15 protein-coding genes are annotated in these 13,644 nt (G+C 73.0%); 7 read left to right on the top strand and 8 right to left on the bottom strand.

Features of this window, described 5'->3' with window-relative positions; translation table 11 throughout:
* Window positions 1–96: 96 nt before the first annotated feature.
* The 3 genes from ACQRUO_RS18790 to ACQRUO_RS18780 all read right to left on the bottom strand — a co-directional run bounded on the left by ACQRUO_RS18790 (window position 97) and on the right by ACQRUO_RS18780 (window position 2,899).
* The gene (locus ACQRUO_RS18790) at window positions 97–1,569 is read right to left on the bottom strand and encodes a purine-cytosine permease family protein (RefSeq protein WP_428317114.1); all 1,473 of its coding nucleotides are present in this window, start codon (window positions 1,567–1,569) and stop codon (window positions 97–99) included.
* Window positions 1,570–1,989: 420 nt separating this feature from the next.
* Window positions 1,990–2,493, bottom strand: a complete 504-nt coding sequence (locus tag ACQRUO_RS18785) for a carboxymuconolactone decarboxylase family protein (protein ID WP_428317113.1) — start codon at window positions 2,491–2,493, stop codon at window positions 1,990–1,992.
* A gap of 154 nt (window positions 2,494–2,647) precedes the next feature.
* Window positions 2,648–2,899, bottom strand: a complete 252-nt coding sequence (locus tag ACQRUO_RS18780) for a DUF6461 domain-containing protein (RefSeq protein WP_428317112.1) — start codon at window positions 2,897–2,899, stop codon at window positions 2,648–2,650.
* A 94-nt stretch (window positions 2,900–2,993) separates the two neighbouring features.
* On the opposite strand from ACQRUO_RS18780, the gene ACQRUO_RS18775 reads away from it, so the two are divergent.
* Window positions 2,994–4,016 (top strand): aminoglycoside phosphotransferase family protein, encoded by a 1,023-nt coding sequence (locus ACQRUO_RS18775; protein WP_428317111.1) that lies wholly within the window; start codon window positions 2,994–2,996, stop codon window positions 4,014–4,016.
* Between the two features lie 40 nt (window positions 4,017–4,056).
* Here ACQRUO_RS18775 and ACQRUO_RS18770 read toward each other — a convergent pair whose 3' ends face one another.
* A complete protein-coding gene (locus ACQRUO_RS18770) occupies window positions 4,057–5,232 on the bottom strand; it encodes a barstar family protein (protein ID WP_428317110.1) in 1,176 nt (391 codons plus the stop codon).
* Window positions 5,233–5,422: 190 nt separating this feature from the next.
* Between ACQRUO_RS18770 and htpG the strand changes: the two genes are divergently transcribed.
* From htpG to ACQRUO_RS18740, 6 genes are all read left to right on the top strand, one after another.
* Complete coding sequence (gene htpG, locus ACQRUO_RS18765; protein WP_428317109.1) at window positions 5,423–7,366, top strand: molecular chaperone HtpG; 1,944 nt, start codon at window positions 5,423–5,425, stop codon at window positions 7,364–7,366.
* Between the two features lie 249 nt (window positions 7,367–7,615).
* Window positions 7,616–9,088, top strand: coding sequence for an MFS transporter (locus ACQRUO_RS18760; RefSeq protein WP_428317108.1), 1,473 nt, complete (start codon window positions 7,616–7,618; stop codon window positions 9,086–9,088).
* Window positions 9,085–9,756, top strand: a complete 672-nt coding sequence (locus ACQRUO_RS18755) for a TetR/AcrR family transcriptional regulator (protein WP_428317107.1) — start codon at window positions 9,085–9,087, stop codon at window positions 9,754–9,756. Before ACQRUO_RS18760 ends, ACQRUO_RS18755 begins: the two co-directional genes overlap by 4 nt.
* A 171-nt stretch (window positions 9,757–9,927) precedes the next feature.
* The gene (locus ACQRUO_RS18750) at window positions 9,928–10,290 is read left to right on the top strand and encodes a hypothetical protein (protein ID WP_428317106.1); all 363 of its coding nucleotides are present in this window, start codon (window positions 9,928–9,930) and stop codon (window positions 10,288–10,290) included.
* Between the two features lie 7 nt (window positions 10,291–10,297).
* Entirely contained in the window at window positions 10,298–10,984 is a 687-nt protein-coding gene (locus tag ACQRUO_RS18745) for a class I SAM-dependent DNA methyltransferase (protein WP_428317105.1), read from the top strand.
* 138 nt (window positions 10,985–11,122) lie between these two features.
* Window positions 11,123–11,686 carry a GNAT family N-acetyltransferase gene (locus ACQRUO_RS18740; protein WP_428317104.1) on the top strand — a complete coding sequence of 188 codons (564 nt, stop codon included), beginning with the start codon at window positions 11,123–11,125 and terminating at the stop codon, window positions 11,684–11,686.
* 19 nt (window positions 11,687–11,705) lie between these two features.
* Here the strand turns inward: ACQRUO_RS18740 and ACQRUO_RS18735 are convergent, their stop codons facing one another.
* The 4 genes from ACQRUO_RS18735 to ACQRUO_RS18720 form a co-directional block, all read right to left on the bottom strand.
* A complete protein-coding gene (locus ACQRUO_RS18735) occupies window positions 11,706–12,275 on the bottom strand; it encodes a methyltransferase family protein (protein WP_428317103.1) in 570 nt (189 codons plus the stop codon).
* 164 nt (window positions 12,276–12,439) lie between these two features.
* Window positions 12,440–12,811 carry a DUF4180 domain-containing protein gene (locus ACQRUO_RS18730; protein WP_428317102.1) on the bottom strand — a complete coding sequence of 124 codons (372 nt, stop codon included), beginning with the start codon at window positions 12,809–12,811 and terminating at the stop codon, window positions 12,440–12,442.
* Window positions 12,804–13,244, bottom strand: coding sequence for a helix-turn-helix domain-containing protein (locus ACQRUO_RS18725; protein WP_428317101.1), 441 nt, complete (start codon window positions 13,242–13,244; stop codon window positions 12,804–12,806). Before ACQRUO_RS18725 ends, ACQRUO_RS18730 begins: the two co-directional genes overlap by 8 nt.
* A gap of 118 nt (window positions 13,245–13,362) precedes the next feature.
* Window positions 13,363–13,587 (bottom strand): hypothetical protein, encoded by a 225-nt coding sequence (locus tag ACQRUO_RS18720; protein ID WP_428317100.1) that lies wholly within the window; start codon window positions 13,585–13,587, stop codon window positions 13,363–13,365.
* Between the last annotated feature and the right edge of the window lie 57 nt (window positions 13,588–13,644).

Raw genomic sequence — 13,644 nt, 5'->3', positions numbered from 1 at the left:
GTCCTCGTCCGGATACCGGCGCACCCCCTGGCCGACCGGGATGCGGTCGGCCAGGGGGTGCGCTGCGGTACGGAGCCCGGTGCCCGGAGGCGTGGGTCAGGCGGCGACCTTCTCGCGCTCGGCCGGGGCCGGGGTGGCGGCGGGGTCGGCCGGGGTGTTCTCGCGCGGGGTCGGGAGGACCGCCATGATCAGCGCGGAGACCACGATGGTGGCCATCCAGCCGAGGCCGTACTTGCCGATCGGCGTGCCGGCCAGCGGGCCGGTGAACCAGGCGCAGCTGGTGAAGCTGAGGCCGGCGATCAGGGCGACGGCCCAGGCCGTCATCGCCTGCCAGCAGAAGCCGCCGACGTACCAGTACCGGCTGTTGCGGCTGGTGTCCATCAGCGCCTCGGCGTCGTAGCGCACCGCGCGGGAGCGGCGGCGGAACATGTCGACCGCGTAGACGCCGATCCAGGCGGAGAAGGAGACGGCGAGCAGCACCAGGAAGGTGATGAAGGAGCTGAGGAAGCTGGTCGCGACCAGCATCAGCAGGCCACCGGCGACCAACGAGATCACCGCGTTGATGCTGACGGCCATGGCGCGGGGCAGCTTGACGCCCATGGTCTGGGCGGTGAAGCCGGCCGAGTACATCGACAGGCTGTTGATCAGCAGCATGCCCACGATCGCGGTGAGCAGGTAGGGCACGGCCAGCCAGGTCGGCAGCAGGTCGCCGAGGAAGGAGACCGGGTCCTGCGCCTTGGCCAGGCCCGGGGTGGCGACGGCCATGACCGCGCCCATCAGCACCATCGGGACCATCACCAGGCCGGCGCCGGAGACGGTGGCGCCGACGATCCGCTTGCCGGAGGCCTTGTGCGGCAGGTAGCGGGCGAAGTCGGGGCCGGTGGGCACCCAGCTGATGCCGCCGGCCGCGATGGTGCCGACACCGGCGACCATCATCGCGGTGGTGCCAGCCGGCCTCGAGAAGACCTCGCCCCAGTGGATGGTGGCCACCAGGTAGCCGAGCACCAGCACGCTGAACAGGCCGAACAGGTAGGTCGACCACTTGTTGCAGACGTTCAGCACCTTGCGGCCCATGCCACTGACCAGGAAGGTGCAGGCCACGAAGAGCAGCAGGGTGACCACGATGAGCACGTTGTTGCTCTTGATGCCGAAGCAGAGGTTCAGCACGGTCAGCACGGCGTACGCACCGGTCACCGCGTTGATGGTCTCCCAACCGAACCGGGCCACCCAGAGGATCGCGCCGGGGAAGAGGTTGCCGCGCACCCCGAAGGTCGCCCGGGAGAGCGTCGCGCCCGGGGCGCCGCCCCACTTGCCGGAGACGGAGAGCACTCCGACCAGGCCGAAGGAGACGACCGCGGCGCAGGCGGCGACGACCAGGACCTGCCAGAAGTTCAGCGAGTTGAACACCACCAGGGCCGCACCCATGGTGAGCAGCAGGACGCTGATGTTGGCCGCGACCCAGGTCGGGAAGAGCTCACGGACGCGTCCGTGGCGCTCGTGGTCCGGAACGGGCTCGATGCCGCGGGTTTCGATGGCGCCGCTGGAGTCGGCGGTGGACAGACTGTCCATAGGTGGTTCTCCGTGCGAGGGATACGGGGAATGGGCCAAATCGGACGTTCTAGGAACTCTACGCGTGTTGCACAGTAGCCATCATCGTACTTTCGTCCAACCTCGTGGCAAATCCGTGACCATGGGGCTCTCTTCGGGGCGACGGCACGCGCGTTCTTCCAAGGGTGCCTGACGCCGGGATGTTTCATATCGAACCATCCGAAATCGGACAGCCTGACGACCGCCGGAACCCGTACTCGGGCGCCTGTTGCCGGGCTCGGCGGACGTGGTGCACGTCACATGCACGCTGGGTGCACGACAGAACACGAACGCCCGGCCGGCGCTGTGGTGGGACAGCGCCGGCCGGGCGGGAGGGTGCGGGTGCGGGTGCGGCGGTGGAACGGTTGTCAGCCGCCGGGGATCACCGGAGGGCGGACCGGATCAGGTCCACTGCTCGCTGTACGGCTTGCCCGGCAGGGGCTTGCCGATCAGGGCGAGCGGGATGAAGTAGGTGACCTGGCCGAGTGCCAGACACAGGGTGGCCAGGGCCTTCTCGTCGAAGTGCGCGGCCGCCTCGGCGAACAGCTCGTCCGAGACCCGCTCGCCGTCGAGCCGGGGCTCGAGCACCGCCTCGGTCAGCGCGAGCGCCGCCCGCTCCGCGGCGGTGAAGCACGAGGCGTCCCGCCAGGTGGCCACCGAGGTGATCCGCTCCTCGGTCTCGCCCGCCTGGCGCAGCACGTCGGTGTGCATCACGGCGAGGTAGGTGCTGCGCACGATCTGGCCCGCCCGCAGGTGGGTGAGGCCGATGGTGATCTGGGAGACCGAGCCGTTGTCGACCGACCGGTACATCCAGGTGGAGATCTCCTTCAGCTCCGGGACCGATGCGATCGGGTCGGACATCCGCGAACGCTGCTGCGCCAGGCCGTTCTCGGTGGTGGGTGCCATGTGCTCGTTCCCCTTCTCGGGATCGTTCGGGTTCACTGCCACCGCACTGACGTATGTCGATCAGAAAATGTGACCACATGGAGCCAAGAAACTTTCGCCGGGCCGTCCGCCCAGGTCAGCGGCCTGGGCCAGCGGGCGACTTCGGCGGCCCGGGTCAGCGGCCCGGGTTCGGCACCAGCGCGTGCGTGAACTCCGCGGTGTCCAGCAGCTCGGCGGTGACCCGCACGCCGGTGACGTGCTCGGCGAGGGCGAAGGCGGCCGCCGTGTGGTGGTCGACGTTGCTCGCCTCGGGGTCCAGGTCGAAACCGGCGGCGACCATCGCCCCGAGCAGCTCGTCCGGCCGGCTGCCGTCACGCTGGTCCGGGAAGGGCGGCTCGAAGTGCACCCGGACCTCCCCGTCCACCACCCAGTGGCAGCAGCTCCTGACGGTCCGCCCGCCGCCCGTGAGCTGCCCGGAAAACCCGGTGCGGCCCGGCCGTCCCGGCTGATGGGATGGGCCGATGAGCACCAGTGAGCCGACCGGAACCGTCGACCGCGGCAAGTACCCCGACGCCCGGACCCCGTGGGAGCAGCCGGCGTGGCGCGAGTCGGTGCGTGCCTGGGTGCGGGAACGCCTGGCCGAGCACGGGCTGCGGGACCAGGGGCCGTGGCGGGTGCGATTGCGCCCGTGGTCGGTGCTGGTGCGGATCGAGGTCGGGCTGGCCCGGCCCGTCTGGTTCAAGGCCAGCCCGCCCGCCGGCGCCTTCGAGGCCGGACTGACCGCGGCCCTCGCCCACTGGGTGCCCGGTCAGGTGCTGGCTCCGCTCGCGGTGGACACCGACCGCGGCTGGTCGCTGCTGCCCGACGGCGGCCCGCTCTTCGCCGAGCTGCTCGACCGCCACCCCGCCGACCCGCGCGCCTGGGAGGAGGTGCTGCGCCAGTACGCCGTGCTCCAGCGGACCGTCGCCCCGCACCTCGCGGAGCTGACCCGGCTCGGCGTCCCCACGGCGCGCACCGCCGAGCTGCCCGCCCACTTCGACCGCCTGGTGACCGGGAACACCGCCCTGCAACCCGCCGAGCGGGCCGCCCTGCTGGCGCACCGGCCGCAGCTGCTGGCGGAGTGCGCCGAGCTGCAGGCGGCCGGCATCGCGGACTCGCTCGACCACGCCGACCTGCACGCGAGCCAGCTCTTCGCCCCCGCGCCCGGGCGGTTCGTCTTCTTCGACTGGGGCGATGCCGCCCTCACCCACCCGTTCCTGAGCTTCCTGGTCCCGGCCCGGGCGGCCGCCGAGCGGCACGGCGCCGCGGTGCTGCCCCGGCTGCGCGACGCCTACCTGGAGCCGTGGACCGGCGACGGGCACCGCCCGGCCGAGCTGCGCCGCGCCCTGGCGCTGGCCGACCGGCTGGCCGACCTGGGCCGCGCCACCGCCTGGGGCCGGCTCTTCCCGAGGGCCTACCCGGCGGGCGGCGACAACGGTGCGGCGGAGGCGGCCCGCTCCCTGCTGCGGCTGCTCGACGGGGGCGGGGCGGGGCCGGGGCACTGAGTTGACACTGCGTCGACGACCGACCCGACACCCGTCGCCGTCAGCGCAGCAGCACCCTGACCCGCCGTTCCTCGAGCAGGGCCAGCAGTTCCGCGAAGTAGTCGTGGTGCGTGCCCGGCCCGAGCACCTCGGCCGCCAGCGCCCGGCGGGCCACCGCGGCCTGGTGCCAGACCAGGGTGAAGGGCGGTTGCACCCCGAAGCCGCCGCCCAGGCAGTCCGCCAGGGCCCCCAGCCCCCACCCGTAGTACCGGCCGGGTCCCAGCAGCGCCTCGCCCAACGCACAGTGCGCAGCAGGCACATCGGTGACGAAGCGCCCGTCCAGGTGGTGCACGCCGCCGCTCCGGTCGGGGCGACGGGGGCCGGCCTCGCCGGTGCGCATGCCCAGCAGCAGCCAGGCACGGCGACCCTCGGTGTCGAACTGCGCCCACTGGTTGGGCTCGGTCGGGATGCCGTCGTACCAGGCCGCCCAGACCGGGCGGGCGGCCGCCGGCGGGCGGTCGGCGCCGCCGTCGGCGAGGGTGACGTCGAGCAGGGTGCCACCCAGCACCGAGGGGCGCGCGGCGTCGATCGCCAGCCCGACCACGTGCCGGGCGTACACCCGCCCGTGCCGGTCCACCGCGCACAACTCGCCCCAGCCGGGCCGCCGGCGCGGGCGGCGCAGCGCGGCGAGCAAGGGTTCGGCGGGCTCGCAGCCGACCAGCTCCAGCGGCACCTCCGGCGGTTCCTCGCGCGGCCGGAAAAGGCCGTCCACCCGGGCGCAGTCGGCCAGGCGCGGGGCACCGGCGAGGTGGCCCGCCTGGACCTCGAAGTGCGGCTGCGCCGGCAGTGGCCGCCACTGCTCCTCGGCCCGCACGCCGGCCGCCACGGTGATGTCGAACAGGCCGGCGGCCGCCGCCGCGGGGCGGTGGGCGATCAGCTCGGCGTCCACCAGCTCCCAGTAGGCGAGGGTCTCCGTGTGGTCCATGGCCGCCACGAACAGGTCACCCAGCGCCGGGAGCGCACCCGGGGCTCCGGTGACGGCGGCGTGCAGCGGTCCGCGGGGCGCGCAGTCACGCAGGGTGAACACCTCCCGCGGTGGCGGCACCGGGTCGAGGAAGAGCCCGCTCGCCCCGGCGCAACGGCCCCACTCCTGGTCCTCGCCGTCCTCGTCCTCGACCGTCAACAGGTAGCGGACCGGGAACGGATGGTGCCATCCGGCGCGTTCGGTGGGTGGCACGCGGCTCCTCGGGGTGGGTTCGGTGCGGGTTGGATGATGCCGCGGCGGAGTGGTGATGTCACCAGGTTTTCGGACGGATTCGGTCCGCGGGGCGGGCGGTCCGGCCGATCGGGGTGGCCGGGCCGCCGAGTTGATCTACAGTGACCACGACCTTTCCCCAACGTCACGGCCCGAGGAGGATTCACGCGTCATGTCGACTGAGACGTTCGAGTTCCAGGTGGAAGCCCGCCAGCTGCTCCAGATGGTGATCCATTCGATCTACTCGAACAAGGACGTGTTCCTGCGGGAGCTGATCTCCAACGCGTCCGACGCGCTGGACAAGCTGCGGCTGGCGGCGCTGCGCGACGACGCGCTCGGCGTGGACGTGTCGGACCTGCACATCGAGCTCGAGGCCGACCAGCAGTCCCGCACCCTCACCGTGCGGGACAACGGCATCGGGATGTCCTACGACGAGGTGATCAAGCTCATCGGCACGATCGCCAACTCCGGGACGGCGCAGTTCGCCGCCGAGCTCAAGGAGGCCAAGGAGGCCAAGGACGCCTCCGCCGCCGAGGGGCTGATCGGCCAGTTCGGCGTCGGCTTCTACTCCAGCTTCATGGTGGCCGACGAGGTCGTGCTGACCACCCGGCGGGCCGGCGAGGCCGAGGGCACCCGGTGGGCCTCCAGCGGCGAGGGCACCTACACCCTGGAGCGGGTCGCCGAGGCGCCGCAGGGCACCGCGGTGATGCTCAAGCTGCGCCCGGTGGACACCGAGGACCAGCTGCACGACTACACGTCGGCCTGGAAGATCCGCGAGATCGTCAAGCGGTACTCGGACTTCATCACCTGGCCGATCCGGATGGCCGCCGAGGCCCCGGCCGCCGGCACCGAGGACGCCGAGGAGGGTGCCGACGAGGCGCCGGCCGCCCGCGAGCCGGAGACCCTCAACTCGATGAAGGCGCTCTGGGCCCGCGCCAAGGAGGACGTCTCCGAGGACGAGTACCACGAGCTGTACAAGCACATCAGCCACGACTGGATGCCGCCGCTGCAGACCATCCGCCTCCAGGCGGAGGGCACCTTCGAGTACCAGTCGCTGCTCTTCGTGCCCTCGCACGCGCCGCACGACCTCTACACCCAGGGCTACAAGCGCGGCATCCAGCTGTACGTCAAGCGCGTCTTCGTGATGGACGACTGCGAGGCGCTGATGCCGCCCTACCTGCGGTTCGTCAAGGGCGTGGTGGACGCGGCGGACCTCTCGCTGAACGTCTCGCGGGAGATCCTGCAGCAGGACCGGCAGATCCAGCTGATGCGCCGCCGGCTGGCGAAGAAGGTGCTCTCCACCGTCAAGGAGCTGATGACCAGCGACGCCGAGAAGTACGCCACGCTGTGGCGGGAGTTCGGCCGGGTCGTCAAGGAGGGCCTGCTGAGCGACTTCGAGAACCGGGACGCGATCCTGGCCGCCGCCTCCTTCGACTCCACCCACAGTGCCGAGGAGCCGACCACGCTCAAGGCGTACGTGGAGCGGATGAAGGAGGGGCAGGAGCACGTCTACTACCTGACCGGCGAGTCCCGACAGGCGGTCGAGAACTCCCCGCACATGGAGGCGTTCCGGGCCAAGGGCGTCGAGGTGCTGCTGCTCACCGACCCGGTCGACGAGCTGTGGGTGGAAGCGGTGCCGGAGTTCGACGGCAAGCAGCTGCGCTCGGTCGCCAAGGGCGAGCTGGAGCTGGACGACGCCGAGGCGAAGGAGTCGGAGGCCGAGCGCGAGCAGCGGCAGCAGGAGTTCGCCGGGCTGCTGGGCTGGATGACCGAGCGGCTGGGCGAGGACGTCAAGGAGGTGCGGCTCTCCTCCCGGCTGACCGTCTCGCCGGCCTGCGTCGTCTCGGACACCAACGACGCGACCCCGGCGCTCGAGGCGATGTACCGGGCGATGGGCCAGGAGCTGCCGCCCACCAAGCGGATCCTGGAGCTGAACCCGTCGCACGCGCTGGTCACGGGTCTGAACCGGGCGCACGGCGAGGACGCCGCGGCCGAGGGCGTGGCCGAGACCGCGGAGCTGCTGTACGGCATGGCGCTGCTGGCTGAGGGCGGGCAGCTGAAGGACCCGGCGCGGTTCGTCCAGCTGATGTCGGGGCGCCTGGAGCGCGCCCTGTAACCAGCTGCCCGGACGAGTGGCCCTGGAGTGCCGGTCGAGCATCGCTCGGCCGGCACTTCGCGTTTTCCGGCCGCTCCGGCGCACACCACCGGAGTGCTTGGGTGCGCACCACCGGGAGGCTTGGGTGCGCACCACCGGGGCGCCCGGGCGCACTCATGCGGAGTTGCTTCTCCGCTTCTGCTAGCCTGCGCGATGCGGAGAACGATCTCCGCTTACTCCTCACCCGTAGGACCCACGCCCATGTCCCGGATGTCCAGAACCGCCGCACGTCCGCACTACAACCTGACCTTCGCCGTGCTGCTCCTCGGTGTCGCGGCCTACTCGCTGCTCCAGTCGATGATCGTCCCGGTCCTTGCCACCCTGATGGACCACCTGCACACCTCGCAGTCCACCACCACCTGGCTGATGACCGCCTACCTGCTGTCCGCCTCGGTCGCCACCCCGATCCTCGGCCGGATCGGCGACAAGGCGGGCAAGGAACGGATGCTGCTGGTCACCCTGGTGGCGCTGACCGCCGGCTCCGCGCTGGCCGGGGTGTCGAACACCATCGGCCCGATGATCGTCGCCCGGGTGATCCAGGGCCTGGGCGGCGGTGTGCTGCCGCTGGCCTTCGGGATCATCCGCGACGAGTTCCCGGCCGCCAAGGTGCGCGGCGCGGTCGGCGTCACCGCCGCGCTGACCGCCGTCGGCGGCGGGCTCGGCCTGATCCTGGCCGGACCGATCGTCGACCACCTCGACTACCACTGGCTCTTCTGGTTCCCGATGATCATGACGGCGGTGGCCACCGTCGCCACCTTCCTCTTCGTCCCCGAGTCGCCGGTCCGCACCCCCGGGAAGATCAGCTGGGGCGCGGCCGCCCTGCTGTCCAGCTGGCTGGTCGCCCTGCTGCTCGCGGTCAGCGAGGGCCCGAGCTGGGGCTGGGGCTCGGTGCGGATCCTCGGCCTGTTCGCCGCCGCCGTCCTCGGCGCCGTGCTCTGGGTGCTGGTCGAGCTGCGCTCCGAGGCGCCGCTGATCGACATGCGGATGATGCGGATCCCCGCCGTCTGGACCGCCAACCTGGTCGCGCTGCTCTTCGGCGTGGTGATGTACACCGCGATGACCTTCCTGCCCCAGCTGGTGCAGACCCCGTCCGGGCTCGCCGGCTACGGCTTCACCGCAAGCATCACCCAGTCCGGGACGTACATGCTGCCGATGACCGTCGGCATGTTCGTGCTGGGCGTGCTGACCGGCCCGCTGGCCGCCCGGCACGGCTCCAAGGCGGTGCTGATCGCCGGTGGCGCGATCACCGTGACGCCGTTCCTGGTGCTCTCGCTCGGCCACGACCACAGCTGGCAGATCTACCTGGCCTCCAGCCTGATGGGCATCGGCATGGGCCTGGCCTTCTCCTCGATGTCCTCGATCGTGGTGGAGGCGGTGCCGGCCGCGCAGACCGGGGTGGCCAGCGGCATGAACGCCAACATCCGCACCATCGGCGGGGCGATCGGCAGCGCCGTCGCGGCCAGTATCCTGGCAGGCGGCGTCACGGCCGCGCACCCGTTCCCCCCGGACTCGGGCTACACCGACACCTTCTGGTTCCTCACCGGGTCGGCGGTGCTCGCGGCGGTGGCCGCCGTGCTCATCCCGGCCGCCCGCCGGGCCGACCGGACCCCGGAGCACGCCGGGCCGGCCGCCCCGGCCGCGGCGCACCCGGCCGCCCCAGACGAGGAGTCCGCACCCGCATGACCCGCACCTCCCCCGACCGCCCCACCGCCGCCCCCGGCACCAGGACGCTGCGCCGCGACGCGGCGGAGAACCGGGAGCGGCTGCTGAGAGCGGCCTGGGAGGTCTTCGCGGAGTTCGGCCCGGACGCCGGCGTGGAGGAGATCGCGCGCCGGGCCGGGGTGGGCATGGGCACCCTGTACCGGCGCTTCCCCACCAAGGACGCGCTGATCGCCGCGCTGTACGACGAGATCCTGGAGAACATCCTGGCGCACACCCGCGCCGCCGCGGCCGAACCGTGCGGCGGCGCGGGGCTGGAGAGCGTGCTCTGGCACATCGGCGCGGTGATGTCCTCGCACCACGGCGGGCTGTCCCGGCTCTGGCAGGCCATTCCGCCCGACGTCGACACCCAGCGGGCCGAGTTGTGGAGCCTGGTCGGTCAGCTGTTGGAGCGGGCCCGGGCCGCCGGCACGGTCCGGGCCGACCTGACCCTGACCGACGTGTACCTGGGCGTGCTGGCGCTGCGCAGCGTCATCGACGAGACCGCGACCCAGGCCCCGGACGCCTGGCGGCGCCACCTGTCACTGGTGCTCGCCGGCTGCCGGCCCGGCGGACAGCCGCTGGAGCACCGGCCGGCGGACGACTCGCTGGTCGCCCGCCGGCTGGCCCCGCCCGCCGAGCGGACGGGCTGAGCGGCGGTCAGCCCGCGCCGATGCCCGGGGTGGGGCCGGCCTTGGCGATGTCGAAGGTGTCGTAGGCCGCGAGCGGCGCGGCCTGGACCTTGACGCCGCAGTCGGAGTGGACGACGGCCGTCTCGTGCCGGCTGCCCGTATCCCCGCCCGCCCGCGCTCGTTGAGCCTTCAGTGACCCGGCCCTCCCACCCCGCCCCAGCCGCTCCCGCCGCGCACCCGCTCCCCGATCCGCGGCAGGCCTGGCGCCTGCCCCTGCTCACCGGTCAGCGCGGTCCGGCTCCCGAACCGGCCCGCCGCCCGGCCGCCGAACCAATTCGGCGCCCGGCGACCGGCGAGGGCGACACCCTGGCCGTCGACCTGCACGCCGGCAACTGGGCCCTGCTCGCCTCGGCGCTCGCCGCCGCCGCGGTCCCGCTCGCGGTCGGCGACGTGGCGATGCTGCGCCGCGCCGCCAAGCTCGACCCCGACCTGGTGGCGGCCCTGGCCCGCTGGATCGACCCCGCCGGACACCGGCCCACGGCCGACGACCACTGAAGGCCCGATGGCTCCCACCGACACCGTCGCACTCTTCTTCGAGGACCGGGCCACCGCGTCCGCCCGCCTCTTCGACGCCCTGGGCATGACCTACCAGGACCTCTACTGCCGGCTGCCCGCCCAACTGGACGCCCTCGACTGGCTGCTGGCCAGGCTCCCGGCCGGCGCCGCGGTGCTGGACATCGGCTCGGGCACCGGGCAGCCCACCGCCGCCCGGCTGACCGCCGCCGGCCACCGGGTGACCGGGATCGACGTGTCGCGGACCATGGTCGACCTGGCCCGGGCGCAGGTGCCCGCGGCCCGGTTCGAGGTCGCCGACGTCTGCGCCGTGCCGGACACCCCCGGCGTCTGGGACGCGATCACCGCCTTCTTCCCGCTGCTGCAACTGTCGCGGGCCGACCAGGTCATGGTGCTCGGCCGGATCGCGAGCTGGCTGGCGCCGGGCGGCCTGTTCGCCTTCGCCACCGTCCCGTTCGACGCCGAGGACACCGAACTGACCTGGCTGGGCCGCCGGGTTCGGGTCACCAGCTTCCCGAGCGCGGCCTTCGCACGGCTGTTGCGCGCGGCCGGGCTGGTCGTGCTGCACGAGCAGGAGAGCGTGTTCCGGCCGGACTTCCCCGGCGCCGATCCGGAGGAGCACCTGTTCCTGTACGCGGCGAAGCCCGGCGGCCGGCGGAGCCGGGGCGGCGGCTGAACCCGGGGCTGCCGAACGCCGGTCGGCGGCGGTTCGGGTCACCGGCGGGGCGTGGTCGGCGTCAGGTTCGGTCCGCGTCAGGTTCGGTCGGCGCCGAATCCGGTTGCCCGGCGGTCGTCCGTGGCCGATCATCCTGGGATGGACCTGCCCCCGAACGCCATCGAGCTGGGCGAGCTGACGCTGCGCCGCTTCGACCCCGAGGCCGACTTCGCCGAGTTCTTCGCCACCATCGAGGAGTCGCTGGAGCACCTGCGTCCCTTCATGCCCTGGGTCGCCGACCACAGCGCGGCCGCCACCCGGGAGTTCCTCGCCGGCCGGCCGGAACGCTGGGCGGCCGGCGAGGAGTTCAGCTACGCGATCCTGCTGGACGGCGCGATCGTCGGCGCCTGCGGGCTGATGCGGCGGGCCGACGCGCCGGCGGACGGGCGCGAGATCGGGTACTGGCTGCATCCGGCCGCCACCGGGCGCGGCCTGGCCACCCGGGCGGCCCGGGCGCTGGTCGAGGCGGCCTTCCGGCTGCCCGGCGTGGCGTACGTCGAGGTGGCGCACGACGTGGACAACCACGCCAGCGGTGCCGTGCCGGCCCGGCTGGGCTTCCGCAGGCACCGGCGCCGCCCGGTCGAGCCCCTCGCCCCGGCCGAGACCGGCGAGGACCAGGTCTGGCGGCTGACCCGCCACCAGGCCGAGTCCCCGGCCGGCTGACCCGGCAGCCCGCAGGGCATCAGTACAGGAACGGGATCAGCCGCTTCGACCGCTCCCGGTAGGCCTGGTAGGCCGGGCCGAGGCCGGCCACCAGCAGCCGCTCCTCGGCGGCGATCCGCCAGCCGTACGCGACCAGCAGCAGCGCGGCCACCAGCACGGTGGCCGGCCAGCTGCCCAGGCCCAGCGAGTACCCGGTCCAGACCAGCAGGCTGCCGCAGTAGCCCGGGTGGCGGATCAGGCGGTACGGGCCCTCCTGGACCACCCGCTGCTCCTCGACGGTGCGCAGGGTGCGGGTGTAGTAGCGGCCCAGGGTCCGCATGCCCCAGGCGCGCAGGGCCAGCCCGCCGACCAGCACGGCGACGCCGGCCCAGCGCACCCCGTCCGGCAGCAGGCCGACCGAGGCGCGGCCGAGGAGCACGTTGACCAGCACGGCCACCAGGTAGGCGGTGATCAGCAGCCGGGTGGAGCCGCGGTCACCCGCGTCGGCCCGCCAGCTGCCGGCCGCGCCGTCCTCGCGGCGGCGCAGCAGCAGCTCGTACCCGACCCAGCAGACGATGCCCAGTTGGGCGAAGAGACTCGGCAGCGACATGGCGGTACTCCTCGGAACTCGTGCGGTGTACCCACCACGGTGGCGCGCCGCCGGCCCCCGCGCACGCACCCCGGGGTGGACGTGCCCGGTTCCACCTCGGTCCATCCCGGTCCACCCCTGGTCCACCCCCGGGTGGAGAGCACCGCCGCGCGGCCGGCCCGGCGTCAGTTGCCCTCGGCCAGCCGCTCCCTGAGGGCGGTGGTGTCGGGCAGGAACCAGAGCTGGCTGCCGCGGTTGCTCTCCCGGACGAAGTCGCGCAGCGCGGTACTGGCGTCGGTGTGCGGGGAGACGTCGCCGAGCACGGCCAGCCCGAGCCGGTAGGTGGCGAACTTCTGCACGATGGCGCCGGCGGTGCCGGAGCGCAGCCGGAAGAACTCCTCGGTGAGCCGGTCGATCGGCAGCGCGACCCACCGGGCGCCCCGGCCGAAGCCGTCGCCGATCAGGTCGAGGGCCGCGCGCTCGTCGGGTACCGGGGCGCCGTCCGCGGCGCAGAGCAGCACGGGCGTGCCGGCGAAGTCCTCGATGCTGTCAGGCATGGGATCCCTCGGTCAGTGGTTCGATGATCTTCAACAGGTCGGCGGTGCTGCCCGGGTCGCCGAGGACGATCAGCTTGAGGCTGGCCCGCTCCTCCTCGTAGATCGCCTCCACCCGCAGCCGCCCTTCCGCGGCCCCGCCGCGGCCGTGCCGGGACTGGGCGACGGCGATCGCGGTGTTGGTCAGCCGGATCACCGCCTCGGGGGCGATCGGTTCGATCCGGACGATCGCGGAGACCTCGACGAGCCGGGCGCGCTGCGCCGGCGCGGGGTCCGGTGTGCCGGTGAACGCCGCCAGGTCCTCGGGGGTGATCCGGTACTGCCGGCCGAGCTGGGTGGCGGGCAACCGGCCGCTGCGGATGTAGCCGCGCACGGTGCGCACGTGCAGGCCGAGTTGCTCGGCCACCTGGTCGACCGTGTAGTAGCGCTGTGCCACGCGTTTCCTCCGCTTCGGGCCCGTCGGGCACCCTTACCTTCCCTCGTTTCACCTTAGCGAGGGAGCGGGCGGGAGTTCCAGGGAATATCCCGAAGCGCAGCGGGCGTGACTGGGCGGCTCAGCGCGCCCGGCGGCCGCGGGCGCCCCAAAGGCCGATCAGGACGCCCAGCGCGACCAGCACGCCGTAGCCGTAGACCTCGTAGCCGCTGGGCACCAGGTACTGCAGGAAGCCGAAGAGCCGGAACCAGCCGAACCACTCCCGCAACAGCCCGCTCACCCCACCGACGATCAGCACGAAGCTGACCGCCCCCAGCACACGTTCGCGGTTCACGGGATCGCTCATGCGGTCGAGAGTAGAGCCGTTCGGGTGAGCACCATCGGCGGCGCGCCCGGGCCGGGC

The sequence above is a fragment of the Kitasatospora sp. LaBMicrA B282 genome (assembly GCF_050325825.1).
In the GTDB taxonomy this organism is placed as follows: Bacteria; Actinomycetota; Actinomycetes; order Streptomycetales; family Streptomycetaceae; genus Kitasatospora.
Note: the sequence above shows the minus strand (reverse complement) of the source record. Positions and strands in the feature narration are given on the sequence as shown.